We start from the raw sequence: 25,165 nt of genomic DNA, 5'->3' as shown, positions 1-25,165 counted from the left end.
TTCAATGAGCTGGTAATCCTGCATCAGAAGCGGGCCGCGCTCCCCGGCACTCAGGGAATTCTGGTTGTCCGGTATCGGAGCGCCTGCACTCGTCGTCATTATCGGGCGATCTGCCATGGGAAATTCCCTCCTGAAAAGCCAATATTGAATGGGACTAGCCTTGCTAAAAGCATGACGCAGTTCGCCCGCATCCTGCCGTGGCTAGGTAACTGACCCAGATTAGACCTATTCCAATCATAATCTCCAATTGCTTTTTCGATTATTTTTGATAATTTTTTCCTATCATGTTTACGGTCCGTCAAATGCGCTATTTCGATGCGCTCGCCTCCACCCTGCATTTTCGCAAGGCCGCAGAACTGGCACATGTCTCCCAGCCTGCCCTCTCCGCCCAGATCGCGGAAATGGAAGCTCTTGCGGGTGCCCCGCTTTTCGAGCGATCGCAGCGACAAGTCATCATGACGGAGCTTGGCAAACAGCTTTATCCGGGTATCCAGACCGTCCTGCGCGAACTCCACATGCTTGAGGAGATTGCTGCGCAAAGCCGGGGACTTCTGCAAACAAGGCTGCGATTGGGCATCATTCCCACCGTTGCGCCCTATCTGGTGCCGGTTCTCATTCCCCTTCTACGCGAACGGCATCCGTCATTTCGCCTGCAATTGCGGGAAAGCGTAACCGCCAAACTTCTCGACGAGCTGCATGCGGGCGAGATTGATGCCATAGTTGCGGCTCTCCCGATCGACGATGAGCGGCTTGCGCAACGAAAACTGTTTGATGATCGCTTTTTGATCGCGACCTCCACCAATGATCAAACGGTTCTGGCCTCCCCCATGACGCAGGATAATGTTGCCCTTGATCGTTTGCTTTTGCTGGAAGAAGGCCACTGCATGAGGGACCAGGCCCTGGCTGTCTGTTCCCACCCCCCGCAGCGCCAGCTTGTGAAATATGGCGCCACCAGCATGACCACGCTTTTGCAGATGGTCAGTCATGGCATGGGCCTTACCCTCATTCCGGAAATCGCAGTGCGTGCCGAAGCGCGCAGCAGCCATATGCGCATTGTGCCTTTTGACGGCGAACAGCCAAAACGGGAGATTGCGCTTTTCTGGCGGCGACAAAGCATGCGCCGGAAGGATTTTCAGGCGCTTGCCGAATGCCTTGCGGAAAGCGCTGAGAAATTGATGATAAACCAGACCGAACTCAATCGTTTATTGGATAAGCCCTTGGCCCCATCCACCTCTTAAGACTGTATTAAGCTCAGGCGCATACCCCACCGAACGTTTTGATTCTGAAACGTATTATCGGAGGGGTTAATGAGGTGGTCCGACTTGGGGATCTATGCTGTCGTCTTTTGTCTGAGCCTCGGATATTTCGCGGCAACGAGCGACAGTTCACGCACGAAGGCGGCTTCGGCGCGGCCACACACCAGCACTACTGCTGCAAACAGCAACAAGGCCGCACCGCAAAACGTCGCGGCGGTTGCGGAGAAGGAAAAGGCTCCGGCAGCGAAAGCAGCAGAGCCGGAACAGGCAGCCTGGGACATCGCCGATCCCGATACGCTGCCCGATGACGCCTGGGGGAAGATCGTGCGGCATGGCCGCGATCTGATTACCGAAACCTATGCGCATATCGGCCCGGAAGTGGCCGATGAGACGAAACGCTTCGCCGGTAATAATCTTTCCTGCCAGAACTGCCATCTGGAGGCGGGAACAAAGCAGTATGGGTTGCCGCTTGTCGGTGTTTACGGCGATTTCCCGCAATATCGTTCCCGCGAGGGGCAGATTGGCACGATTGAAGACCGCGTCAATGGGTGCATGACCCGAAGTCTTAACGGCGAGCCGCTGCCGCTCGATTCTGACGAAATGAGAGCCATGGTCGCCTATATCAAGTATGTTTCGGCAGGAACGACGGTCGGTGAAGACACCAAAGGCCGCGGTTCGGGAAAAATGCCTGAACTCAAACGTGCAGCCGACCCGGTGCATGGCGAAAAGCTCTATGCCGAAATCTGCGCGGCCTGCCATGGCGGTGACGGTCAGGGCAAGCGCGTCGGCGTTGTCGGCGATGCCAAGGGCTATGAGTTTCCGCCGCTTTGGGGCCCGGACAGCTTCAACGACGGCGCAGGCATGAACCGGCTGATCTCGGCCGCGAACTTCATCCATGCCAACATGCCCAACGGCGTGTCGCTGGAAGAGCCGCAACTGGAACCGGAAGATGCATGGGACATTGCTGCCTTCTTCCAGTCAAAGCCGCGCCCTGCGAAAGCCAATCTTGAGGGTGATTTCCCGAACCGGCTGGAGAAGCCCGTGGACGCCAGCTACGGCCCCTATGCCGATAGCCTTCCAGCGGAGATGCATAAGGTCGGCCCTTTCGAGGAGATCCGGGCCGAGGTCAAGAAGCTGAAGACTGCGAGCAACTGAAAACAAAAAGGCGGCTCCAACCGGGCCGCCTTTTCTTCACCAACCGTCTGATACGCTATTACATACCGCCTGGATAATTCGGGCTTTCACGGGTAATGGCGACGCCGTGCGAATGGCTTTCGCGCAGGCCCGCATTGGAAATGCGCACAAAGGTCGCCTTCTCGCGGAATTCTTCCAGCGTCTTTGCGCCAACATAGCCCATGGAGGCGCGCAAGCCGCCCGCAAGCTGGTGCAGAACCGCCGAAATCGGTCCCTTATAGGCAACCTGCCCTTCGATGCCCTCGGGCACGAGTTTCAACTCATCGCGCACTTCCGCCTGGAAATAACGGTCGGCCGAGCCGCGCGCCATAGCGCCGACTGAACCCATGCCGCGATAGGCCTTGAACGAGCGGCCCTGATGCAGATAAACCTCGCCCGGACTTTCTTCCGTACCGGCCAGAAGCGAACCGGCCATTGCCGCGACAGCCCCCGCAGCCAGCGCCTTGGCGAAATCGCCCGAGAACTTGATACCGCCATCTGCGATGACCGGGATGTTCTGCTTTTGCGCGGCTTCAACGGCGGACATAATAGCCGAAAGCTGCGGAACACCGACACCGGCAACGATACGCGTGGTGCAGATCGAGCCCGGTCCAATCCCGACCTTGACCGCATCCGCACCGGCGTCGATCAGAGCCTGTGTACCGGCAATCGTTGCCACATTGCCCGCGAGAATCGCGACATTCGGATAAGCCTTCTTGATACGTGCGACAGCATCCAGAACGCGTTGCGAATGGCCGTGCGCCGTATCCACGACCAGAAGATCGACACCGGCATCGATCAGGCGTTCGGCGCGCTCGTAGCCGTCTTCACCGACGCTCGTTGCGGCGGCGGCGCGCAGGCGTCCCTGGGCATCCTTGGCGGCGTTCGGATTGAGCTGCGACTTTTCAATGTCCTTGACGGTGACGAGACCGACGCAACGGCCCTGATCGTCGACAACGAGAAGCTTTTCGATGCGATGAGCGTGCAGGAGACGCTTTGCCTCATCCTGATTGACATTCTCGCGAACCGTAACGAGTTTCTCGCGCGTCATCAGTTCGTGGATTTTCTGCTTTGGATCGGACGCAAAACGAACGTCGCGATTGGTCAATATGCCAACAAGACGCCCCGGACCCTTGGTTGCATTCTCAACGACCGGAATGCCGGAAATTCCGTGCGCCCTCATCAAGGCCTGCGCATCGGCCAAGGTGGCATCCGGCCCGATCGTGACCGGATTGACCACCATGCCGGATTCGAATTTCTTGACCTGACGGACTTCTTCGGCCTGACGCTCGGGCGTCAGATTGCGGTGAATGACGCCAATGCCGCCGGCCTGTGCCATCGCAATGGCCAGACGGGATTCCGTCACCGTGTCCATGGCGGCGGAAAGAAGAGGAAGATTGAGTTCGATATCCTTGGCGATGCGCGTGCGCAGGTCGACCTGCCCCGGCATTACTTCGGAATGGCCCGGCTGCAACAGCACGTCATCGAACGTGAGAGCGAGAGCGCCAGTGGGCGATTCCACGATTTTAGCCATTGCCAATTCCTTTGCCGGTTTTATCGAATGAGAAAAGCCGCCTCTCCGGAAATAAGTCCGGGAGCAGCGACGCATCTGGTTTGCAAGGTTGAATTGGCACCGGCTGGTAACACGGTTATGACCAAATGGAAAGTCTTTTACTGACAAGTTTCAGTTACCGATAAGGATTTGCGTGATAAATCTCCGCACATCGAAATCGGGCAGCAGCAGGTTTGCAGGGGCAAAGTGAGAAAATCCTATAAGCGCGTTCCACTCATCCGCCGGTCAAAGGCCATGTGGATATCCCCGCATGTCTGGAAACCGCGACTGGTCTTCTGGTGCGGCGCCCTGGCCATCGGCCTGATCAGCGTTGGCTTCGCGGAAGCCGCGGATGTGGCACAGGAATGGTTCAAGGCCCTGACCAGCGGAAACAGCGGGCGGGTCTGGCTTCCCCTGCTTATCACGCCGCTGGGCTTCATGGCGTGTTCGTGGGTCGCTTTATCCTGGTTTCCCAATTCCGGTGGAAGCGGCATCCCGCAGGCAATCGCCGCGCGCCACTTGCACGATCATGAAGATCGCTCCCTTCTGCTTTCGATCAGAACCGCCATTGGCAAAATCGTTCTGACGCTCGCCGGGCTTTTCAGCGGTGCGTCCATCGGCAGGGAAGGCCCGACGGTGCAGATCGGCGCATCCATCATGATGCAATCCGCGCGTTTCGGCGGCATGGAGCAGGCGCGCGGCCTCATTCTTGCTGGCTCAGCGGCGGGCATCGCGGCTGCGTTCAACACGCCTTTGGCAGGCGTGGTGTTCGCGATTGAGGAAATGGGGCGCGCCTATGCGGCCCGAACAAACGGCCTTGTGCTATCCGCCGTCATTCTCGCCGGTCTCGCCTCGCTTGGCCTTGTTGGAAACTATAACTATTTCGGGCTAACCACCGTGACTGCCTCGACCGGCAAGGATTGGGTTCTGGTCATTGCGTGCGGCGTGATCGGAGGGGCATTCGGAGCCGCCTTCAGCGCGCTGGCGCTTGAACTGGGACGCCGCGTGCGGCGGCGCGTTCAAAAGGCTCCCCTGCGCAATGCGGTGTTCTTTGCTGGCATCTGCGGTCTTCTCGTCGCAATTATCGGGATTGCATCCGGCGGATCGACTTTTGGCGCAGGCTATGACCAGGCTCGAAGCGCAGTGGAAGGGGTGCCTCTTCCACCTTTTTACTTCATAGGGAAATTTCTCGCCGGGCTTCTTTCCATGATCTCGGGAATACCGGGCGGAATATTCGCGCCTTCACTTTCCGTCGGCGCAGGACTGGGCAGCACGATCGGTCTTATTCTTGGAACCAGCGCCAGCCTTGCGGCTGTTCTTGGCATGGCGGGATATTTTGCCGGTGTCGTGCAGGCCCCGATGACTGCCTTTGTCATCATACTGGAAATGACCGGCAATCATAACAACGTCATTCCGCTGATGTGCGCATCCATGTTGGGCTATGGCACCGCGCGCCTCATATCACATGAACCGCTCTATCACGCCCTCTCGCGTGACTATGTGGCCGATGTGCTGCGCCAACGCCGGGCGCGCGAAAAGAATACGCTCTCGCAATAGAGCGAAAATGGAGGAGGAAACTGTTCATGGATCGCAGAACATTCGCCAAGTCGCTTGCGGGACTTGGGGCAATGCCCTTTGTCGTCAATAGCGCATCGGCAGCTACCGAGGGAGGAACAAGCATGCTGGAACTTATGGGTGGGAGCATCACGGATGTACCCGGAATCAAGCTGGGGCACCACACGCTGAAAAAACGCCCGACCGGCTGCACCGTCCTTCTTTGCGAGGAAGGTGCTTCCGCGGGCGTTGATGTGCGCGGTTCAGCCCCCGGCACACGCGAGACCGATCTGCTCGATCCGATCAATTATGTGCAGCAGGTTCAGGCGATCCTGCTTTCCGGCGGCAGTGCCTATGGCCTTGCGGCTGCAACCGGCGTGATGCGCTATCTGGAAGAAAACAATCTCGGCTTCAAGATCGGCAAGGGTGTCGTTCCGATTGTACCGGCGGCAATCCTGATGGATCTCGGCGTGGGCGATTTCTCCGTGCGCCCCGATGAGGAAGCGGGATATCTGGCCTGCAAGGCGGCCAGGACGGAGCCATCGGGCGAAGGCAATATTGGCGCGGGCGCAGGCGCGACTGTCGGCAAGATGTTCGGCATGGATTACGCCATGAAAGGCGGGCTCGGCACGGCAAGCCATAAAGTGCCGGGGACGGAAATCGTCGTGGGTGCAATTGTCGCCGTCAATGCGGTGGGCGATGTCTATGCTCCAAATTCCCGCCAGATTCTTGCAGGCGCAAGGAGTGAAGACGGCAAAGGTTTCCGCAACACGATGGCCTCCATCATGCAGGGGCATGGCGTTGTGAAATCCGGCGGGGCAAACACCACGATCGGCGCCGTCGCCACCAATGTCCCGTTTGGCAAGGCGGAATTGAAGAAAATCGCCGGAATGGCCCATGACGGCTTTGCCCGCACGATCAACCCGATCCATACCATGTGGGATGGCGATACTATCTTTGCGCTTTCCACCGGCAAGGCAAAGGGCGTGGAAGCCGACGTCACCGCCATCGGCGCGATTGCAGCCACGGTTATGGCAGAAGCCGTGGCACGCGCAGTCATCAACGCGGACAGCCTCACGGATTTAAATCTGCCCGCACATAAGGATTATGCCCCGCAATAAGCTAATGCATGTCTCCCAAAAGCGGGAACCGCCTTCGCGGGGAAATCAGTCCACTGGACTGATTTCTGATCCCGCTACGATGGGATAAAGACATGCAGGAAAACAAAAACTTAAAGCGTGTCGTATGACTACGATAAAATGCGACACGCTTTAGAGCGGTTCCTATTTTAACGGAATCGTCGGAACCGCTCTAACTATTTGTTTTGTCGTATTATCCTACGCAAAACCGTTTCACACTTTTGCTGGAAATGCTCTAGGGTCAGGACCTATTCATCTTCCGGTGTAATGCGCAGACACCCGCAAATGCGCCAAAGGCAGTCTGGACGGGCTGTAGAAGCGTGTTCTTTACGAGAGCGAATCCTTCTATAGTCCGCCCATGCCAATTCGACACTTAAGCGAAACCATCATCAATCAGATCGCGGCGGGCGAGGTCATCGAGCGCCCCGCCAGCGTCATCAAGGAACTTGTCGAAAACGCCATCGACGCCGGCGCGACCCGTATCGAGGTCGTCACCGGCAGCGGCGGCAAGACATTGCTGCGCGTGACGGATAATGGTTCCGGCATTCCCGTCGATGAGCTTCCCTTGGCAGTCTCCCGCCATTGCACCTCCAAGCTTTCCGACGATGTGCATGACATTCGCGCACTTGGATTTCGCGGAGAAGCGTTGCCATCCATCGGATCGGTCGCAAAACTGACGCTCAAATCCCGTCCGCAGGATGCCGATTCGGGTTTCGAAGTTTCGGTTTCGGGCGGGCATCTCGATGGCCCGCGACCTTCCGCACTGAACTGCGGAACAATCGCCGAGGTGCGCGATCTTTTCTATGCGACACCGGCCCGCCTCAAATTCATGAAGACGGATCGCGCGGAAGCGTCGGCGATAACCGACGTCGTCAAGCGCATCGCGATTGCCTTCCCGCATATCCGCTTTTCGCTTGCAGGCACCGACAGAACACCATTGGAGCTGGCCGCAACCGGCACCGGCGCAGATGCAACGCTTGAGCGTATCAATCAGGTGCTTGGAAAAGAGTTCGGCGAAAACGCGCTCGCCATCGACGCCGAGCGCGATGGCGTGCGCCTGGCCGGATTTGTCGGCATACCCTCCCACAATCGCGGCAACGCTTTGCATCAGTTCGCCTATGTGAATGGCCGTCCGGTGCGCGACAAACAGCTTTTCGGCGCATTGCGCGGCGCCTATGCCGACGTCATGGCGCGCGACCGTCATCCGGTTGCCGTCCTATTCCTGACGCTGGACCCGGCATTGGTTGACGTCAACGTGCACCCTGCCAAGGCTGATGTGCGTTTCCGCGATCCCGGTCTTGTGCGCGGACTGATCGTCGGAGCAATCAAGCAGGCGCTGGCGCAATCGGGCATTCGGCCAGCAACAAGCGGTGCGGATGCGATGCTGCAAGCCTTCCGCGCGGAGGGATTCCAGCCTTCCGCACCATCCTTCACATCGCGTCCTTCTTCGACAGGCTATGCATCGGGGGGCTGGCGCCCCGCAGCCTCCGCGCCCCGAACCGAATGGTCGCCACAGACTGCGCATCCGGCGCATCGTCCGCTTGACTTCGCAGCCGCATCGTCTTTTCAGGAAAGCGATCAGACGACGCTTGCCGCCGTCACTACGCCTGCCGCGGATGCCCGCGCAACGCTCGATGAAGCCCCGGCGGAACTCCAGCAAAAACCGCTTGGAGCGGCTCGGGCTCAAATCCACGCCAACTATATCGTGTCCCAGACGGAAGACAGTCTGGTCATTGTGGACCAGCATGCTGCGCACGAGCGCCTTGTTTATGAAGCGCTGAAAAATGCCCTGCATTCCCGTCCCATACCGGGACAATTGCTGCTTATTCCTGAAATCGTCGATCTGCCGGAAGAAGATGCCGAACGGCTCACGGCACATGCGGAAACGCTTGCGCGTTTCGGTCTTGGTATTGAGCAATTTGGACCGGGCGCTATCGCCGTGCGTGAAACGCCTGCAATGCTGGGAGAAATGAACGTCCAGCAACTGATCCGCGATCTGTCGGATGAAATAGCCGAACACGATACTTCGGACGGGCTGAAAGCCATGCTGAACCACGTGGCCGCAACCATGGCCTGTCACGGTTCCGTGCGCTCGGGACGGCGTTTGAAACCGGAAGAAATGAACGCACTCTTACGTGAAATGGAAGCCACCCCCGGTTCGGGCACCTGCAACCACGGCCGCCCGACCTATATCGAACTGAAGCTGACAGATATTGAACGGCTTTTTGGCCGGCGCTGATTGAATTACAGCCAGACAAGACGCGGTATCGCTGGACGCAACCTCCAGCGCTTGTTAGAGTTGATTACAAAGGTTTTGGACATATGAATAGATTTGAATCTCCCCGTTCTTCCGAAGCTGTTCTGCGCTATCTCGATGGTGATTATGAAATCGTCAGGCACGGAGCCTATGTCGTTTGTGCGGTCACGGGCGCCCATATCCCGCTCGATGAGCTGAAATACTGGAGTGTTGCGCGGCAGGAGCCTTACGCAACCGGCCTGATTTCTTTTGAGCGTGAGCTTGAAGTCAATCCTGAACTGCGCAGCCGCAAGAAAGCTTGAGATCAGCGTGTAATGCGGCCTCTAAAGCGTTCGATGACCGTATCGAGAATGCGGTCAAGCGCATCATCGCGTTCAAATGTGAGATCGACATCAAGGACAGCGAGTTTCGCCAGAAACTCTGCGGGAACGCCGATCATCGTTGCCAAACGCACCTGATCCTTTGCCGTGGTAATCAGTCCCAATCCTTGACGGCGAGACGTGTCGATCAGGTTGCGAATTTCGTCAGGTTCAAAACTGTGGTGGTCGGGGAATGAGCGCGTTTCCACAATCTCGCCGCCTGCTTCGGCAACGCTGGCATAGAATTTTTCAGGATTGCCGATGCCTGCGAATGCAAGCCAGCGATGACCCGCCACGGGTGCTGTTGACGACGGCACAAGCCGCGCTTCATAGATCGGTCGACCTGCTCGCGCTGCCTGACGGATAACGAAATCAGCTCCATCGTCTTTGCCTATGCGAAGCAGAGCGTCGGTCTTGCGCATCTGGTCTGTCAGCGGAGCCCGCAACGGGCCTGCCGGTATGACCCTGCCATTGCCAATGCCACGTGCCGCATCCACGACCAACAACGAAAAATCGGCATATAGGCGAGCGCTCTGAAAGCCGTCATCCATGATGATGAAGTCACATCCGAGCGCCTGCAAATGTTTTGCAGCCTTCAACCGATCCGGGCAAAGGGCCACCGGAGCGTGCCGTGCCAGCAAAAGCGGCTCGTCTCCAACATGGCGCGCGCTGTCATGCCCGGCATCAACAAGGTGCAATCCCTTATAGGCCCCGCCATATCCACGGGAGACAATTCCGGGCTTTGAACCGCGCGCTTTCAGCCCTCTGGCAAAAGCGATGGCCGTCGGGGTTTTTCCCGAGCCTCCAACCGTAAAATTGCCCACACAGAGGACCGGCAAGGAAACTTGCGGCGGTTCCGCCTTCAAAAGTCGCCGCCCCGCCACGGCTCCATAGAGCCAGGCGGCAGGTGCCAGAGACAAAGCGCGCCAATCAGGTTTTTCCCACCAGAAAGGCGGAGCTTCACTCACCATCGTCAATGCCCGCCTGTCTGATACGCAGCCTCGTTGCGATTACCGGGCAATTGTGCCTGCAGGATCAAAGGCTGGATAAATGGCTCAAGTGCGACAAGCGTGCGATCCAGCGCGCCGCGCATATCCCTGACCGTGCTCACCCCGGCATTGATCATGGCCCGCAGATGCTGGGGATTGTTGAACAGAAAATTGATCGCGCCTGCCAGCATATTGCGATCCTTCACGATGCGCGCCCCGCCATTTTTGATAAGGCGCTGGAAGGATTCGCGAAAATTCTGGACATTCCGCCCGGTTAGCACCGCAGTCCCCATCATTGCCGGTTCCAGCGGATTATGCCCGCCTTCCTTGGTCAGGGAATTGCCGATAAATGCTATCTCTGTCAGCTGGAGATAAAGCCCCATCTCCCCGATAGTGTCCCCCAGCAGAATATCGGTATCGGCCTCAATCAGCTCATTGGCGCTGCGGCGCGCAACCTTGAGCCCTTTTTCAGCCAGCATGGCTTCGATGGCGGGGGCACGATCCGGATGACGCGGCACAATGATGGTAACAAGATGCGGATAGCGCATCTTCAGCATCTGATGGACTTCGGCTGCGATCGCTTCCTCGCCGTCATGGGTGGAGATTGCAGCCCATGTCCGCCGCCCGGCGATCTGGCGTTGCAATGCAACCAGGGCCTGCGGATCAGCTGGCGGCGGATTTGTATCGACTTTCAGATTTCCCGAAACGCTTACAGGGCGTGCTCCAAGCGTGCGAAAACGTTCCGCATCGAGCTCCGACTGCGCAACCACATAGGCAAAATTTTCGAACAGCGCTTCGGCCAATGCAGGTCTTTTTTGCCATGCGGCAAAAGAGCGATCAGACATGCGCCCATTGACCAGAACTTGCGGCGTATGACGGCTGCCGAGAGACAGCACTGTTGCAGGCCAGATCTCGGACTCGCAGCCAATGGCAAGATCCGGTTTCCAATGGTTGAGAAACTTGTTCAGCGCGGGCTGCAAATCCAGCGGCGCATATTGGTGAATGACCTTGTGGCCCAGATGATCCGCGACAAATTTTGCCGATGTCACCGTCCCCGTCGTCAACACGATATGAATACCCGTTGCCGCGATACGCTCGATCAGGGGCGTGATCGCGACGGTTTCCCCCACGCTTGCCGCATGTGTCCAGATAACAGGCCCCTGCGGGCGCGCAATGGCGGATTTGCCGTAGCGTTCGCCGCGGCGTGCCCGTTCTTCCTTACCGCGAGATGCGCGATAGGCAATATAGGGGCCCATGAAAGGATAGGCCGCCGAACCAAGCGCGCGATAGGCTGACAACATGTTGCGCGCCCAGCGTTCGCTCATTTCGCTTTCTCCAACGCAGCATGGGCCTTGGCGGTCGCGTCGTTGAGTTGGCGCGTTAGCTCCATGCGTTTTTCTTCCAATTGCGTTTCATCGGCATCCGGATCGACCCATATATTTTCGCCGCGCACGATGATCGAGCGCCCGAAGGGCAGCGGAATCGCCGTCTTGTCCCAGGACTTTTCCAAAACATGGTTCCGCGAGAACGCATAAGCAACCGGTATTATCGGGCGACCGGACAATTTCGCCAGTAAAATGATACCTTCGCCCGCTTCCCGCGCCTTGCCATGCGCAATATCCGCGATCATCGATGCCGATTGCCCTTTTTTAAGGGCATTCTTCAGCGTCAGCAGCGCACGCGCTCCCCCCTTTTCAGGCTTGGAGCGTGTTCCCCGCCCGCCAGAGCCGCGCACTGTCACCAATCCCAGTTTTTCCGCGACGCGAGCGTTCAATTCCGCATCGGCACTGCGCGAAAACATGGCAACGATTTCAATTCCCTTGGGACGGATAAACGGTCCCATCAGGTGCTGCCCATGCCAGAAGGTCACGATGAAAGGATCATCCTGACCAACCACCGCCTGCGGATCGACAGATTCCTTCAGGCGTGGATTGGTCAAATAGACAAACTTGAAATAAACGGTAATCAGCCACACAAGCACCGATTTTACCACAGCCGACTGCGTCAATGGCCCGCGAAAGCGCCGCCATAGGCGTTTCGCGATCCCTTGCTTCCTACGCTTGCCGGTCTGACCTGGATTGTCTGCGCTTTGCATCCGATATTGGCCGGGAGCAGACAAGCTGCTCAATCCGCCTTCAACGTCAAGCCTTCCGGATCGAGCAATCGGTGCAGGTGCACGATAAAATAGCGCATATGAGCATTATCTACAGTTTGCTGGGCCCGAGACTTCCACGCGGTCTTGGCAGATTCGTAATCCGGATAGATGCCGACGATATCGAGGTTCTGGAGATCGCGGAACTCAACCGTGCCAAGCTTTTTCAGCTCACCGCCGAACACCAGATGAAGAAGCTGCTTTTTGTCGCCTTCGACGCTCATGACTATAATCCCTGAACAAATTTGGTTCGCGGCATGATTAACCCAAGGGCTAGCCCGCGACAACACTCAACATTTCTTGCAGAAGGTTCCCGCTGGCGGCAACGAGAGCCCCATGGCTCCGCGTCGGTCCGCCATATATAATCGGTGAGGCATCGCTTGTGAGGATTGCCCCGCCCGACTCACTGAGGATCAGATCAGCTGCTGCCAGATCCCAATCATGCGAATTTGGCCGAATGAAGGTACCGGCTATATCTCCCCGCGCCACCATTGCAATACGATATGCAAGGGAGGGAACATAGGGATGAACCTTCACACGATCCCGCCAACCGTCCGGCAGCGCCGTTACCATGTTGCGCGCGGATGCAATCGCGATCTGTTCTCCCGCCGCGGGCAAGCGGGTATGGATGGCATGCCCGTTCTGCAAGGCTCCGCCCCCCTGGGCGGCCTCGATCAGCTCCTTACGCGCCGGGCATTCCAGAACACCGGCAAGGGGACGGCCATTTTCAACTATGGCAATACTGACGCACCATTGATCCTGTCCGGCAATGTAGGCGCGGGTTCCATCAATCGGATCGACCACGAAAACGCGGCTGCGTTTTGCGGCTGCCCTTTCATCGACAGTCTCTTCCGATATCCAGCCATAGTCCGGCCGCGCATTCAAAAGGAACGCTTTCAAATAGCGGTCGACAGCCATATCGGCTTCGCTGACCGGCGATATGCCGTCCTTCAGCCAGACTTCCGGGGAACGGCCGAAGTAACGCATTGCAATGCGCCCGGCTTCCCGTGCAGCGGCCCGAAGAAGCGCCAATTCACCGACAACGTCGCTATGCCTGTCAGTTCCCGGCAAGGGTCATGCCTTCGATCAGAAGTGTCGGCGCGGTCATTCCGAAGTTTCGATCGATGTCGGATGCCGGCGTCATGTTAAGGAACATGTCCTTGAGGTTCGAAGCAATCGTCACTTCGCTGACCGGATAGGCGAGTTCGCCGTTCTCGATCCAGAAACCCGAAGCACCGCGACTGTACTGGCCGGTTATCATGTCCACGCCCTGCCCGAACACTTCCGTCACATAAAAGCCCGTACCCACAGCGCGGATCAATTCTTCCGGCGACTGTGAACCGGGCTCGATGGCAAAGTTGGTGGATGCGGGTGAAACACCGGAACCCGAACGAACCCCACGGCCATTGCCTTGCAGGCCAAGTTCACGGGCGCTCGACCCGGAAAGCAGCCAATGATTGAGAACGCCGTCCTCAATCATCGTCAGTGGCTGCCCCTCGATCCCTTCCCCGTCAAACGGACGTGAAGACGAACCACGAACACGAAGCGGGTTGTCGGTAACATTTATACCTCGCCTGAGCACCTGCTTGCCGAGACACTCGCGAAGAAAGCTCGTCCTGCGCGCAACCGAAGCGCCATTGATGGCGCTTGCCAGATGCCCGGCAATACCGCGCGCAAGCCGGGGATCATATATGACCGTAACAGGGCCGGTTTTGGCCTGACGCGCACCCAGCCTCCGCACGGCGCGCTCACCGGCGCTGCGACCGATATTTTCCGGCGTCTCGAGATCGGCAAAATGCAGGCGCGAACTGAAATCGTAATCGCGCTCCATTTTCGTGCCCTCGCCGGCAATGGCCGAGACCGAACGTCCGAAGCGCGTAGCAGCATAGTGACCCGAAAAACCCGTCGACGTGACCAGCACCAGCCCGCCCAGACTGCGCGAAGCACCTGCCCCGCCTGAATTCGTCACGCCGTCGACCGCAAGTGCCGCCGCTTCCGTTGCAAGCGCGTCCTGCGTCAACCGTTCGGAATCAATTTCCATGGCATCATAAAGGTCGAGGTCACGCGGCGAAACCACAAGCAGGGATGGGTCGGCCAGTTGTTCATAAGGGTCTTCCGGCGCAACCCGCGCCATGGCAACCGCCCGTTCTGCCAGACGATCCGGATCGGCGCTCGCATTGGCGGAAACGCTTGCAATGCGACGGCCAACAAAAACGCGCAGCGCGAAATCATCACTCTCCGACGATTCGGTTCCCTCAACCTTGCCAAGTCTCACCGACACGCTGACGGACCGTGCGCGCATCACGACCGCGTCAGCATGGTCTGCACCTGCCCGCCTGGCGGCAGCAACGAGAGCGGTTGCCCGATCGACAAGCTTTTCTGCCGAATTATCTGAAATCATTATATAATCCGAGTTTCCTAAGCATATCGTGGTTCAAACTGGTACTACGAACTGCAGTGAGAAAGAAACCGTGACCTGCCAAAAAATATCGCCAAATTGTTCGACATCGGGCTGAATACAGCCATATCTTGTCTCTATATTGCCGAAATCCGGGGGCTTCAAGGCAAGCCCTCCTATATTTCTCCAAATTCCAAGAGCTTGGCATGGTTGCAACTGGCGGAAGTCTCTACCTACAGTGTCTGATGATTTTGGGCGGTGCCATTATCGCCGCGCCGCTGTTCAAGCGGTTGGGACTTGGCACGGTTCTCGGCTATCTTGCGGCAGGCATCACGATTGGACCTGTGGCTCGTCTCATTGCGGATGGAGAAGATTTTCTGCATTTTTCCGAACTGGGCGTCGTCTTCCTGCTTTTCATTATCGGCCTCGAACTGAAACCATCCAGACTTTGGGCGCTGCGCCAATCGATCTTCGGTCTTGGCACCGCCCAGGTTCTGCTATGCGGTGCGGCTCTGGCTGCTCTTGGCATCTACCTTGCGGGCCTCAGTATGGAAGCGGGGATCATTGTCGGTTTCGGCCTGGCGCTGTCTTCCACGGCATTCGCCATGCAGGTGCTGGAGGATCGGGCGGAAACAAATCAGAAGCATGGCCAGCGTGCTTTTTCGATCCTGCTGTTCCAGGATCTCGCAATCGTGCCGATTCTCGCAATCATTCCGGCACTTTCACCCAATGAACCTTCGCAGGCAAGTGCGGGTTTCCATCTCGCCACGGCCATTGCAGCCATCGCGGCCCTGGTGATCGCAGGGCGCTATCTCATCAACCCGATGTTCCGCATCATCGCCAATACCGGCGCCCGTGAGGTGATGATCGCAGCCGCACTGTTCATTGTGTTGGGTTCGGCCAGCCTGCTTCAGGCCGCAGGTCTTTCCATGGCCATGGGGGCATTCATTGCCGGTGTTCTTTTGGCGGAATCATCCTATCGACACGAACTTGAAGCCGATATCGAACCGTTCCGCGGTATTTTCCTCGGATTGTTCTTTGTCGCGGTTGGCCTGTCACTGAACCTCTCGGTGATCCTGCAATACTGGAAGATTATTCTTCTTGCCGTGCCCATCTTCATGGCAACCAAGATCGCCATCATTTATCTGCTGTGCCGCATCTTCCGATCCAGCCACAATGATGCGGTGCGGATAGCCTTTCTTCTGCCGCAGGGCGGTGAATTTGCCTTTGTCCTTTTTTCGGCGGCTTCGGCTGCAGCCATTATTTCCAGCGCTCTCGGTTCGGAGCTTGTGGCTGCCGTCACCATATCCATGGCGCTCACGCCGCTTTCCGTTGCGATCGGCTCCAGGCTGCTCGTCAAGGACAAGGCCATCGATATAATGGAAGAAAATTTTGAAGGCGCCGGGTCCGACGTGCTGATGATCGGTTTTTCCCGTTACGGCCAGATTGCGGCGCAGATTCTGCTCGCGGGCGGCATTGATGTAACCGTCATCGACAGCTCGCCCAATCGTGTCCGCGCTGCCGGAAAATTCGGCTTTCGCATTTATTTCGGCGACGGCACCCGCAAGGACGTGCTGGAAGCGGCAGGCATCAGAAAAGCGAAGATTGTCGCTATCTGCACCCACAAGAAAGAAACCACCAACCACATCATCAACCTCATCCAGTCGGAATATCCGGATGTACGGCTGTTCGTTCGCTCTTATGACCGCGAACATACGTTGCAATTGCGCGCTCAAGGCGTTGAATACGAGCTACGCGAAACATTTGAATCCGGCCTGCTTTTCGGCCAGCGCACACTGGAAGGGCTCGGCATTGCCGAGGCTCAGGCTTACGGGATAAGCGAAGACGTCCGCCAGCGCGACGAAGACCGTCTCCATGTACAGGCATCGGAGGGTATCATGGCAGGCCGCCACCTGCTGTTCAACAAGCCGGTCACACCGGAACCCCTGGTCAAACCCGCCCGCGAAGGCCAGCGCATCGATAAAGGCGTGGACGATATACCCTCACCTTCATCGTCCGGCGACACGCCCGCATCATCGGTTCCAGCGGAATAGAAGCGACCGGACGCCGATAAATTCAGACCGCAAGCGTTGAATTTATCGGCACCGCTTTGCCTTCGACAGCCAGTTCGATTCCACGCTTCAGTTCATCGCGAACGCCAGCGCTTTGTGACAGGATCTGTTCGAATTTCAGGAAGTCCAGAAGCCCGATCCGCTCGACATTGGGACGGATGAAAATGTGCGGTGGACGAATACGAAACTTGTTTTCGTTGATAGAACACATCATCAGCTGGTTCGCGCCGATCACAGCCTCGAATGTGGTCGGCATATAGTCATCCGGCCCAACCGGCGCGCCCACAACGTCGATGCCGATCACAATATCGGCTTCGTCAAACAGCAGGTCAAAAGGCACGGGATTGAACAGGCCGCCGTCAACCAGAATGCGGCCCTTCCGGCGCACCGGAGCAAACACCGGCGGAATGGCACAAGATGCCGCAATAGCAGAGCGAAGATCACCGTCGCGAATATGAACTTCCCGCGCGGCGTGGAAATCCACTGCCGTGATGCACATCGGAATCTTCAGTTCTTCCACATTCTCCGGAAAACTGGCCGGCAGGAAGACGTCCAGCACCTTTTCGATATTGAACTGGCTGACGCGCAAGCCGCCCTTCAGCAATTCGCTCCACCGGGCAGGTCGAGTTTGCCACATGCGCTTTGCGACTTCGGAACGGCGATTGAAGATCGCCGCCATATAATCGTGAATGTCCTTGCCGCTCATGCCGCTGGCCATGCCCGAGCCGACAATCGAACCGATCGAAGAGCCCGCAATGGCAACCGGTTTTATACCCAGTTCATCGAGCACTTCAACAATATGGATATGGGCAACGCCGCGTGCTCCGCCCCCGCCGAAAGCGACGGCAATGCGGGGGGATGACGGTACTGCCTTTTCCAAATGAGCACCTGTCAGCTTTGAGCGGGGCCGAAGATCAGGATAGCCGGTTCCGCGTCGAGCAGTTTTTTGGCAATCGCCTTGACCTGATCGAGCGTCACGGCATCAATCAATTCCGAACGCTTGTCGATATAATCACGCGGAAGTTCTGCTTCCTGCAAGCTCACGAGAGTTTCGGCAATTGCCGCAGACGAGTCCAGATTGTTGACCGCATACGACCCCTTGAGAAAACTCTTGGCTGCGGCCAGTTCCGCTTCCGTCGGACCATCGGCGGCCATAGCGGCAACCTGTTCGCGGATGATCTTCAAGGATTCCTGCGCCTTTTCAGGGCGGGTTGCGGTGGAAATCATCAGTGCGGAAGCATGATCGCGCATGACCATGGACGATGATACCGAATAGGCAAGGCCGCGCTTCTCACGCACTTCGGCATAAAGACGGGATGTGAAGCCGCCGCCCAGAATATGGTTCATCAGATAGGCTGCGAAAAATTCAGGATCCTTGCGGGGAATGGCCGGATAGACGAAGCTGATCGACGTCTGGGGCATATCGAAATTGAGGCTGGTCGTGGTCCCGAGTGCCAGTTTGGCATCCGGCACAGGAACCAGTTCGGCCATCGCAGGCAGATCGCCGAACACCTTGTCCAGCAGCACACCCAGATCCTTCGCATTGATGGCGCCCACCACGCCGATCGTCAGATTGTCACGCGCAAAATTCTTGCGATGAAAATTCACCAGATCGTCACGTGTGATCGACTGCAAAGACTTCACCGTGCCGTCGTCTGGACGTGCATAGGGATGGTTGCCATAGAGAACCTCGGAAAACTTGCGCGATGCAATCGTCGACGGGTTGCGTTGCGACGCTTCGATGCCTGCGACGACCTGCTGGCGTATCCGATCGACAGCATCCTGATCGAAGCGAGGTTTGTTGACCGCAAGGGCGAGCAAATTTGTCACTGCGTCGCGATTTTCCGCCAGCATGCGAATCCCGCCCGAAACAGAATCCTGCGTCGCGGAAAAGCTCATTTCCGCACCCAGATTATCCATCCGTTCCTGAAATGCATCCGATTTCAGATCGCCCGCACCTTCATCGAACAGCCCGGTCATCAGATTGGCCAGTCCCTCCTTGCCCGAAGGGTCTTGCGATGTGCCGCCCTTGAACGAGAATCGCATGGAAACAAGCGGGACTGAATTATCTTCCACCAGCCAGGCATGAATGCCCTTTGGCGAAACCACTTCCTGAATTTCGATGGCACGCGCGGGCAAGGCGCATACGGCCAACACCATCATCGATGCCGCAAGCATGCCCACAACAGACCGGACATCAGAAAAACCGAAAATGCGTTTGAATTTCAGCATGATGATCTTCTTCACTGGATCATTCCTCCCGCCCCGTTGCCACCGACGCCTTCAGCGGATGCATTTGGGTTCTCGCGCGCATTTTCCGGCTCGGCATCCGGCGGAAGCAGATAACTTGTCACCGACTGGTCCTTGACGAGATACCGCGTCGCCACATCCTTGATCTGATCGACAGTGACGCCCTTGATGACATCGGGCCACTTCTGGATATCGTCGACAGTCTGTCCAACGGACAGTGTCGAGCCATAGATCCGGGCCATGCCGGTCTGGCTGTCGCGTGCGAAGATAACGGCCTTGAGAAAACGATTGCGCGCTTGATCAAGCTCCGCCTGGCTCACTCCATCCTTGATGATCCGTGCCACTTCGGCCTCGACGGCTTTTTCCACATCTCCCAAAGTCGCACCGTTGCGTGGCGCGCCGTAAACGGAAAACGTGCCATCGTCCAGCGCGTCGCCACCATAGTTCGCGCCCGTACTGGCGGCGATACCTTGTTTGACGATCAGCTGCTGATAAAGACGCGAACGCAGCGATCCACCCAGAATTTCGCTGAGGAGATCGAGAGCGGGGGCATCCCCCGGCTTCGCGTTCGCAAACCGCTTCTCATTCGCATAGGATGGCACCAGCCAGGAGATACGGAACGAGGGCATGCTGACACGATCGTCATGCAGCGTCACGACGCGGGCCGCATGCTTGGCAGGCTCCTGCGGGCGTTCACGCGGCAGGACCTCGGCGCGTTTGGGCACTTTTGCCCAGGTTTTCAGTGTCAGTTCACGCACGCGTTCAGGTGAAACATCTCCTGCAATAATGAGCGTTGCGTTATTCGGCGTGTAGTATTGCTGATAGAAATCGATGGCGTTCTTGAGGCTCAACTTTTCCATCTCCTGCTGCCAGCCGATGACCGGCTTGCGGTAGGGATGGTTATAGAAAAGAACAGCGTCGGTATTTTCCATCAGCATGGATGCTGGATTGGAATCGACCCGCATCCTGCGTTCTTCCAGGATCACGTCCCGTTCGGTTTTCACCGCTTCCTCGTTCAGCACCAGATTTTCCATCCGGTCCGACTCGAACTGCATCACCATTTCCAGGGCTTCGGGCGATACGCGCTGAAAATAGGCCGTATAATCATAGGAAGTGAAAGCGTTCTCCTGCCCCCCGATGGCGGCAACCTTTGCGGAGAATTCACCGGCCGGATGGTTTTTCGTTCCCTTGAACATAAGATGCTCAAGAAAATGGGCGATCCCCGACACACCCGGCGCTTCGTCAGCCGAGCCCACATGGTACCAGATCATCTGCGTCACCACCGGAGCGCGATGATCGGGAATGACGACCACTTCCAGGCCATTTGGCAAAGTGAAGCGGCTGACCCCGTCCGACTGGGTGATCTCGGGAAGCGTCTCCTGCCCGGCAGCTGGCGATGGCGCGGGCGTCGTTGCCGCTTGCGTCCGGGCAGCCGCCGCAGGCTGGCTTTCTGCCCGGACAGCGCCGCTTGCCAGCGGCAACACCAGCACAAAACCAAGGGCGGTGGACAACAGCAAGCGCCGGAGTGAGGGGTTATTCACCAAGCGACATCTCCAATCGGTTTCGTTTTCGCCCGTTATCCGGACGGCATACTATATTTTTTGCGAACAGGATCGTCCGCTCATTCAACCGGCGGCTTTCAACTGGATCAGCCGAATAATCGTGCCCCCGTAGTTGCGCTCTTCCAGCACGACGAACCGCTCATCGAGATCGAGTGCGGCCTCCGCATTTTCTTCAAGCACCAAAAGTGCGTCAGGATTAAGCCAGCCACCCTGAAGTGCCGATAAAAATGCCTTTTCTCCCATGCGGCGCCCATAGGGCGGATCGGCAAAGACCAGATCAAACGGCTCCATCGTGCCGACGATACCCAACTGACAGGCATCGCGCCGCAAGATCTTGGTGTGTCCCTGAAGACTGAAAGCCTCGATATTCTGGCGTAGCAATCCCCGTCCCTCCGCGGATTCCTCCACAAAGGTCACGTAGCGCGCGCCACGCGACAGAGCCTCCAGCCCCAGCGCGCCCGTCCCGGCAAACAGGTCGAGAACGCGCGCACCCTCCACCTTGTCCGGGAAATTATGCGCGAGAATATTGAACAGGCTCTCGCGGGTGCGATCAGTCGTCGGGCGAATGGCGTTGGTGGACGGCGTTACAAGCGCACGCCCACGAAACTTACCGCCGACGATCCGCACCGCCGCCCCCCGTTCTGCCGCCGCCCGATTTTCCACCGGGCTTACCGCCTGGCTTGTTTCCCGGTCCACGACGCGGACCATCATCAAAGCTACGGGACTTGTTGCCCGCTCCGCCGGCGCGCGGGCCTGAGCGCGTATCGCGGTCGGAAGCACCGAAACGGCCTTCGCCACGCGACCCACCCGGCTTGCCGGACTTGCGCCCCTCAAAACCGCCCTTGCCGCGTTCTCCAACCCCGGCCTCAGCATCGCGCAATTCTGCGCGCTCACGCTTGCCGGGGCGGCGCTCCTTGCGTCCATCCTCGCGGGGTTCACGGCGCTCCGGGCGACTTGCATCCGGGCGCGATGGACGGGTTTCCTTGTCAGAACGCCCTTCAGGACGTCTGCTGTAGCGACGTTCGCCGCCTTCTTCGCGGCCCTGCTCCTCATCACCAGCCCGACGCGGGCGCATTTGCAGATCGCCACTGAACTTCGCCGAGCGATGCGGAAGCTGATGCTCGACACGCGCCGGCTTTGCCGCAGCCTTTTCGCCCTTGGGGCGAGCGCCCGGAGCCATCCAGACATTGGCATTTCCGCGGCGACGCGGCTCAACCTTTTCAGTCTTGTCTTCGCGTCCGCGACGGCGTTCGCCCGTGCTGGAAATCCATTCGCGCTCGCGCGGCGGACGGCGGCGTTCGCCTTCCTGCTTTGGCTCGCCTTCCTCCATTTCACGACGCGTGCGCCCCTGCGCGGCCGCGTTGGAGAATTCGTTCAGAACCGGCGCATCGAAGTCCGCGCCGGCCTCCTCGATCAGCTTGTCGCCCAGCTGATCCCGCAGGGTGCGCCCCTTGATCTCGCGCACCGCGCCTTCTTCCAGATCGCCAAGCTGGAAGGGACCGAACGAAACACGGATAAGCCGTCCGACCGTGAGCCCCAGCGCACCGAGAATGTTCTTTACTTCACGGTTCTTGCCTTCGCGCAGTCCGATGGAAATCCAGACATTGGCGCCTTGGACACGTTCAAGTTCGGCTTCCACGCTGCCGTAAAACACACCATCAACGGCAATGCCGTTCTTCAGTTCGTCCAGCTGCTGCTGCGTGACCTTGCCGTGAGCGCGCACGCGATAGCGGCGCAGCCATCCTGTGGACGGAAGTTCCAGGACACGGGACAACCCGCCATCATTGGTCAGCAGCAGAAGCCCCTCGGTATTGATATCGAGACGTCCGACCGACAACACACGCGGCATTTCGGCAGGCAGCGCCTCAAAGACCGTTGGACGGCCTTCCGGATCGCGATTTGTGGTCACCAGGCCGGCAGGCTTGTGATAAAGCCAAAGGCGGGTACGCTCGGCCTGCTTCAACGGCTTGCCGTCGACCGTGATGATATCCGTGCGCTTTACATTGACTGCCGGACTTTCCAGTACCTTGCCATTTACAGCAATCCGTCCGGCCGCAATCATTGTCTCAGCCTCGCGCCGCGATGCTATTCCAGCGCGCGCCAGGCGCTTTGCGATCCGCTCGCTCGTCTCGTCCTGCCCCTCGACGGTACGCGGCCCGAATTTGCGCGGCCCGGCCTTGTGCTGCTTGTCGCGTCCACCCTCGTCGCGGCGCGGACGGCTTTCACGATCTTTGTCACGATCTGGCCGACCCGGACGGTCGGAGCGTCCTCCACGGCCATGCGGACGCTTGCCGCCCTTGTTGTCGTCGTCTTTAGTCATCTGATATTGGCCTTTCAGCAGCGCTGCCGTGTCACCTTGCACCTTCAATGACAGGCAAGGGACAGCCGGAAACAGGAACGCCGTATAAATCCGTTCGCAAATCGGTTTCGATTTCGAGAATTATGCAGTAACAAATCGCTCCATGGCTTGCGAGCGAAATTTCCGAAAGAATGCACGAAATGGATCAGGCATGACAAGGATTGCCGACCTCATGGAACGAGATTCGGCCAGCCCGATGGAGACCGCGCTGGCCGAAGCGCGGGCGGCACGCGCACGTGGAGAAGTGCCGATCGGTGCCGTCATCGTGCACCAGGGGAAGGTCATTGCACGTGCCGGCAATCGCACACGCGAGTTCAACGATGTCACCGCCCATGCGGAAATCCTGGCAATCCGCAGCGCGGGCGAGACCCTCAAATCCGAACGTCTGGTGGACTGCGACCTCTACGTGACGCTGGAACCCTGCGCGATGTGTGCCGCAGCGATTTCTTTCGCGCGTATCCGCCGCCTTTATTACGGCGCTTCCGACCCGAAAGGTGGCGGCATAGAATATGGGCCGCGCTTTTACACGCAGCCCACCTGCCATCATGTGCCGGAGATTTATGCAGGGTTTTCCGAGGGGGAGGCCCGCGAGATCCTTAAGGATTTCTTTCGGGAGAAACGCTGAACGGTTCAGTTTAACACTTTGCGGCCGGTCATATAACGCAACGTATCATCCCGCAGCGCGAAATGATGGACAAGCGCCATCAGAACATGCCCCGCAATGACGGCGAGCAAAACCCACCCCAGCAAACCGTGCAGCGCATTGCCGGGCGCAGTCAGGGCGGCATTCTGCACACCTGTCTGTTCGAAAATCTGGATGCCAAGGAACGAGAAGCCCCGCCCGCTACCATATGCACGCAGCAAAGCCACCGCCGGAACCGTGAACATCAGCCCGTAAATCGCAAGATGCCCGAGCAGAGCAAGCTTGCCGGCAAGGTTTTGTTTATGCGGACGCCGGTGAATGTTCAACACACCCCAGATTCCCCGCAGCACGACAAGTATCAGAAGTGCAAAACCAAGCTGGTGATGCGCCGACCAGAAAAAATTATAAACCATCGTATCCTTGGCAAAGACACGAAGAATGGCCGATATAAACTGCCACAGAAACAATAGAGCCATCGACCAATGAAAGGCTCGGCTGATCAGACCATATCCGTTTCGATTATCCAAAAGAGTATTCATATTGCTCATCCAATCATACCTTACACTCAGAGCTAATATGATATAATCTACATTAAATAAATCTTTGTTTGAAATCAAATATACGTCAGAATAGAGAACATTACAAAAATTTAATGCCCGTATAAAGATACTGAGCAGTATTCCAGCAATACAAAAAGCCGCAGCAAGTTAATTTACCGCGGCTTTTATGAAAAACTTCAATCAGGCATCAGTTCCAAGGCAGATAGTCACGCCAGCCCTTGGATTTACCAGCGGCCTTCTTGCGTTCACGTTCCTTCTGCGCTTCGTCGGTTCCCAACTCGCCGGTCGCTGCCGTGGAGGCGGGCTGCCGATAGGCCAAAGGCGGCTCGCTCAGGTAACGGCGCGTCGTCGAGGAACCCTGGGTCTGCTGCTGACGAGCGGCCTTGTAGGCTGCGACCTTTGCCGGGTCGAAGGTAGGCGTGCGAGATTCATAGTCCTCGCGGCGGCTGTTTCCGCGCGGCAAGGCTGCCTGAATGTTGGACGCCACCGGGGCATCCTGAACGACCGGCGACACGAAATTCGGATCGTCGCGGTTCGCGGTAATCTCATCGCGCAGACGCTTGCGGCGCTGCTCCGGCGATTCCGGCCAGTTCGGATCATTGGTGCTTGCCAGACTCTGCTGCGGCGCCGGCAATTGCCCCTTGTCGCCGGGAGCGGGACGGACGAGATCGGGACGCGGCTTGTAGTCGATCCGCTCCTTCTTGTTCCTGCCCTGTCCGAAGCTCGCCATATTCGACATATCGTCCAGGAGCTGCGCCCCTGCGGTCTTGTCGGTTCCATAGGTTGGCGAAGAAACGCAACCGGATAGCGAAACGCCCGCTATCGCCGTCATCAGTACCAGAACTCGTCCTTCAATCTTCATTAGCGCCACTTCTTTTACGCCTGCCGAT

At 57.8% G+C, this 25,165-nt stretch carries 23 protein-coding genes; 8 read left to right on the top strand and 15 right to left on the bottom strand.

All coding sequences use genetic code 11. The features are described from left to right. A partial coding sequence (locus AVM02_RS01740; RefSeq protein ID WP_411505304.1) for a catalase occupies positions 1-117 on the bottom strand: 117 nt, incomplete at its 3' end. Positions 118-284: 167 nt separating this feature from the next. Between AVM02_RS01740 and AVM02_RS01735 the strand changes: the two genes are divergently transcribed. Both AVM02_RS01735 and AVM02_RS01730 read left to right on the top strand, forming a co-directional pair. Next, positions 285-1,238: a hydrogen peroxide-inducible genes activator gene (locus AVM02_RS01735; protein ID WP_411505289.1), complete on the top strand. Its 954-nt coding sequence runs from the start codon at positions 285-287 to the stop codon at positions 1,236-1,238. Between the two features lie 69 nt (positions 1,239-1,307). Continuing rightward, complete coding sequence (locus tag AVM02_RS01730) at positions 1,308-2,411, top strand: c-type cytochrome (RefSeq protein ID WP_411505288.1); 1,104 nt, start codon at positions 1,308-1,310, stop codon at positions 2,409-2,411. A 58-nt stretch (positions 2,412-2,469) separates the two neighbouring features. Here AVM02_RS01730 and guaB read toward each other — a convergent pair whose 3' ends face one another. Further along, positions 2,470-3,963, bottom strand: a complete 1,494-nt coding sequence (gene guaB / locus AVM02_RS01725) for an IMP dehydrogenase (RefSeq protein WP_411505287.1) — start codon at positions 3,961-3,963, stop codon at positions 2,470-2,472. 225 nt (positions 3,964-4,188) lie between these two features. Between guaB and AVM02_RS01720 the strand changes: the two genes are divergently transcribed. The 4 genes from AVM02_RS01720 to AVM02_RS01705 all read left to right on the top strand — a co-directional run bounded on the left by AVM02_RS01720 (position 4,189) and on the right by AVM02_RS01705 (position 9,233). Continuing rightward, positions 4,189-5,538 (top strand): chloride channel protein, encoded by a 1,350-nt coding sequence (locus AVM02_RS01720; RefSeq protein ID WP_411505286.1) that lies wholly within the window; start codon positions 4,189-4,191, stop codon positions 5,536-5,538. 26 nt (positions 5,539-5,564) lie between these two features. Continuing rightward, positions 5,565-6,656 carry a P1 family peptidase gene (locus AVM02_RS01715; RefSeq protein ID WP_411505285.1) on the top strand — a complete coding sequence of 364 codons (1,092 nt, stop codon included), beginning with the start codon at positions 5,565-5,567 and terminating at the stop codon, positions 6,654-6,656. Between the two features lie 376 nt (positions 6,657-7,032). After that, a complete protein-coding gene (gene mutL / locus AVM02_RS01710; RefSeq protein WP_411505284.1) occupies positions 7,033-8,913 on the top strand; it encodes a DNA mismatch repair endonuclease MutL in 1,881 nt (626 codons plus the stop codon). Between the two features lie 83 nt (positions 8,914-8,996). Continuing rightward, positions 8,997-9,233, top strand: a complete 237-nt coding sequence (locus AVM02_RS01705; RefSeq protein WP_411505283.1) for a DUF2093 domain-containing protein — start codon at positions 8,997-8,999, stop codon at positions 9,231-9,233. A gap of 2 nt (positions 9,234-9,235) precedes the next feature. On the opposite strand, the gene lpxK is transcribed toward AVM02_RS01705, so the two are convergent. From lpxK to AVM02_RS01675, 6 genes are read right to left on the bottom strand one after another with little or no spacing between them, the layout of a single operon-like run. Beyond that, a complete protein-coding gene (lpxK, locus tag AVM02_RS01700; protein ID WP_411505282.1) occupies positions 9,236-10,261 on the bottom strand; it encodes a tetraacyldisaccharide 4'-kinase in 1,026 nt (341 codons plus the stop codon). 2 nt (positions 10,262-10,263) lie between these two features. Beyond that, positions 10,264-11,604 (bottom strand): lipid IV(A) 3-deoxy-D-manno-octulosonic acid transferase, encoded by a 1,341-nt coding sequence (waaA, locus tag AVM02_RS01695; RefSeq protein WP_411505281.1) that lies wholly within the window; start codon positions 11,602-11,604, stop codon positions 10,264-10,266. Beyond that, the gene (locus tag AVM02_RS01690; protein WP_411505280.1) at positions 11,601-12,374 is read right to left on the bottom strand and encodes a lysophospholipid acyltransferase family protein; all 774 of its coding nucleotides are present in this window, start codon (positions 12,372-12,374) and stop codon (positions 11,601-11,603) included. Before AVM02_RS01690 ends, waaA begins: the two co-directional genes overlap by 4 nt. Before the next feature lie 29 nt (positions 12,375-12,403). Continuing rightward, a complete protein-coding gene (locus AVM02_RS01685) occupies positions 12,404-12,655 on the bottom strand; it encodes a DUF4170 domain-containing protein (protein ID WP_411505279.1) in 252 nt (83 codons plus the stop codon). 49 nt (positions 12,656-12,704) lie between these two features. Then, positions 12,705-13,502 carry a 3'(2'),5'-bisphosphate nucleotidase CysQ gene (locus tag AVM02_RS01680; RefSeq protein ID WP_411505278.1) on the bottom strand — a complete coding sequence of 266 codons (798 nt, stop codon included), beginning with the start codon at positions 13,500-13,502 and terminating at the stop codon, positions 12,705-12,707. Beyond that, positions 13,489-14,832, bottom strand: a complete 1,344-nt coding sequence (locus AVM02_RS01675) for a TldD/PmbA family protein (protein ID WP_411505277.1) — start codon at positions 14,830-14,832, stop codon at positions 13,489-13,491. Before AVM02_RS01675 ends, AVM02_RS01680 begins: the two co-directional genes overlap by 14 nt. 203 nt (positions 14,833-15,035) lie before the next feature. On the opposite strand from AVM02_RS01675, the gene AVM02_RS01670 reads away from it, so the two are divergent. Continuing rightward, positions 15,036-16,883 carry a monovalent cation:proton antiporter-2 (CPA2) family protein gene (locus AVM02_RS01670; protein WP_411505276.1) on the top strand — a complete coding sequence of 616 codons (1,848 nt, stop codon included), beginning with the start codon at positions 15,036-15,038 and terminating at the stop codon, positions 16,881-16,883. Between the two features lie 22 nt (positions 16,884-16,905). On the opposite strand, the gene AVM02_RS01665 is transcribed toward AVM02_RS01670, so the two are convergent. The 5 genes from AVM02_RS01665 to AVM02_RS01645 all read right to left on the bottom strand — a co-directional run bounded on the left by AVM02_RS01665 (position 16,906) and on the right by AVM02_RS01645 (position 23,081). Beyond that, a complete protein-coding gene (locus AVM02_RS01665; protein WP_411505275.1) occupies positions 16,906-17,781 on the bottom strand; it encodes a patatin-like phospholipase family protein in 876 nt (291 codons plus the stop codon). Positions 17,782-17,792: 11 nt separating this feature from the next. Continuing rightward, on the bottom strand, positions 17,793-19,133 hold the full coding sequence (locus tag AVM02_RS01660; protein WP_411505303.1) for a M16 family metallopeptidase: 1,341 nt from the start codon (positions 19,131-19,133) through the stop codon (positions 17,793-17,795). Positions 19,134-19,144: 11 nt separating this feature from the next. Then, positions 19,145-20,692, bottom strand: a complete 1,548-nt coding sequence (locus AVM02_RS01655; RefSeq protein ID WP_411505302.1) for a M16 family metallopeptidase — start codon at positions 20,690-20,692, stop codon at positions 19,145-19,147. Positions 20,693-20,776: 84 nt separating this feature from the next. Then, complete coding sequence (gene rsmD / locus AVM02_RS01650; RefSeq protein WP_411505274.1) at positions 20,777-21,340, bottom strand: 16S rRNA (guanine(966)-N(2))-methyltransferase RsmD; 564 nt, start codon at positions 21,338-21,340, stop codon at positions 20,777-20,779. After that, positions 21,321-23,081, bottom strand: a complete 1,761-nt coding sequence (locus tag AVM02_RS01645) for a pseudouridine synthase (protein ID WP_411505273.1) — start codon at positions 23,079-23,081, stop codon at positions 21,321-21,323. Before AVM02_RS01645 ends, rsmD begins: the two co-directional genes overlap by 20 nt. Positions 23,082-23,223: 142 nt before the next feature. Between AVM02_RS01645 and AVM02_RS01640 the strand changes: the two genes are divergently transcribed. Further along, entirely contained in the window at positions 23,224-23,697 is a 474-nt protein-coding gene (locus AVM02_RS01640; protein ID WP_411505272.1) for a nucleoside deaminase, read from the top strand. A gap of 5 nt (positions 23,698-23,702) precedes the next feature. On the opposite strand, the gene AVM02_RS01635 is transcribed toward AVM02_RS01640, so the two are convergent. Both AVM02_RS01635 and AVM02_RS01630 read right to left on the bottom strand, forming a co-directional pair. Continuing rightward, the gene (locus tag AVM02_RS01635; RefSeq protein ID WP_411505271.1) at positions 23,703-24,263 is read right to left on the bottom strand and encodes a cytochrome b; all 561 of its coding nucleotides are present in this window, start codon (positions 24,261-24,263) and stop codon (positions 23,703-23,705) included. 199 nt (positions 24,264-24,462) lie between these two features. Next, positions 24,463-25,137, bottom strand: a complete 675-nt coding sequence (locus tag AVM02_RS01630; protein WP_411505270.1) for a hypothetical protein — start codon at positions 25,135-25,137, stop codon at positions 24,463-24,465. Between the last annotated feature and the right edge of the window lie 28 nt (positions 25,138-25,165).

This window comes from Brucella anthropi (genome assembly GCF_046630315.1).
Lineage (GTDB): Bacteria > Pseudomonadota > Alphaproteobacteria > Rhizobiales > Rhizobiaceae > Brucella > Brucella anthropi_A.
This window is presented reverse-complemented; position numbering and strand designations above follow the sequence as displayed.

What these genes read in the sequence shown, in the direction of transcription:
- AVM02_RS01735 (WP_411505289.1), top strand. Translation starts at nt 285, where the DNA reads ATGTTTACGGTCCGTCAAATGCGCTATTTCGATGCGCTCGCCTCCACC.
- AVM02_RS01730 (WP_411505288.1), top strand. Translation starts at nt 1,308, where the DNA reads ATGAGGTGGTCCGACTTGGGGATCTATGCTGTCGTCTTTTGTCTGAGC.
- guaB (WP_411505287.1), bottom strand. Translation starts at nt 3,963, where the DNA reads ATGGCTAAAATCGTGGAATCGCCCACTGGCGCTCTCGCTCTCACGTTC.
- AVM02_RS01715 (WP_411505285.1), top strand. Translation starts at nt 5,565, where the DNA reads ATGGATCGCAGAACATTCGCCAAGTCGCTTGCGGGACTTGGGGCAATG.
- mutL (WP_411505284.1), top strand. Translation starts at nt 7,033, where the DNA reads ATGCCAATTCGACACTTAAGCGAAACCATCATCAATCAGATCGCGGCG.
- AVM02_RS01705 (WP_411505283.1), top strand. Translation starts at nt 8,997, where the DNA reads ATGAATAGATTTGAATCTCCCCGTTCTTCCGAAGCTGTTCTGCGCTAT.
- lpxK (WP_411505282.1), bottom strand. Translation starts at nt 10,261, where the DNA reads ATGGTGAGTGAAGCTCCGCCTTTCTGGTGGGAAAAACCTGATTGGCGC.
- waaA (WP_411505281.1), bottom strand. Translation starts at nt 11,604, where the DNA reads ATGAGCGAACGCTGGGCGCGCAACATGTTGTCAGCCTATCGCGCGCTT.
- AVM02_RS01690 (WP_411505280.1), bottom strand. Translation starts at nt 12,374, where the DNA reads ATGCAAAGCGCAGACAATCCAGGTCAGACCGGCAAGCGTAGGAAGCAA.
- AVM02_RS01685 (WP_411505279.1), bottom strand. Translation starts at nt 12,655, where the DNA reads ATGAGCGTCGAAGGCGACAAAAAGCAGCTTCTTCATCTGGTGTTCGGC.
- AVM02_RS01675 (WP_411505277.1), bottom strand. Translation starts at nt 14,832, where the DNA reads ATGATTTCAGATAATTCGGCAGAAAAGCTTGTCGATCGGGCAACCGCT.
- AVM02_RS01670 (WP_411505276.1), top strand. Translation starts at nt 15,036, where the DNA reads ATGGTTGCAACTGGCGGAAGTCTCTACCTACAGTGTCTGATGATTTTG.
- AVM02_RS01660 (WP_411505303.1), bottom strand. Translation starts at nt 19,133, where the DNA reads ATGCTGAAATTCAAACGCATTTTCGGTTTTTCTGATGTCCGGTCTGTT.
- AVM02_RS01640 (WP_411505272.1), top strand. Translation starts at nt 23,224, where the DNA reads ATGACAAGGATTGCCGACCTCATGGAACGAGATTCGGCCAGCCCGATG.
- AVM02_RS01635 (WP_411505271.1), bottom strand. Translation starts at nt 24,263, where the DNA reads ATGAGCAATATGAATACTCTTTTGGATAATCGAAACGGATATGGTCTG.
- AVM02_RS01630 (WP_411505270.1), bottom strand. Translation starts at nt 25,137, where the DNA reads ATGAAGATTGAAGGACGAGTTCTGGTACTGATGACGGCGATAGCGGGC.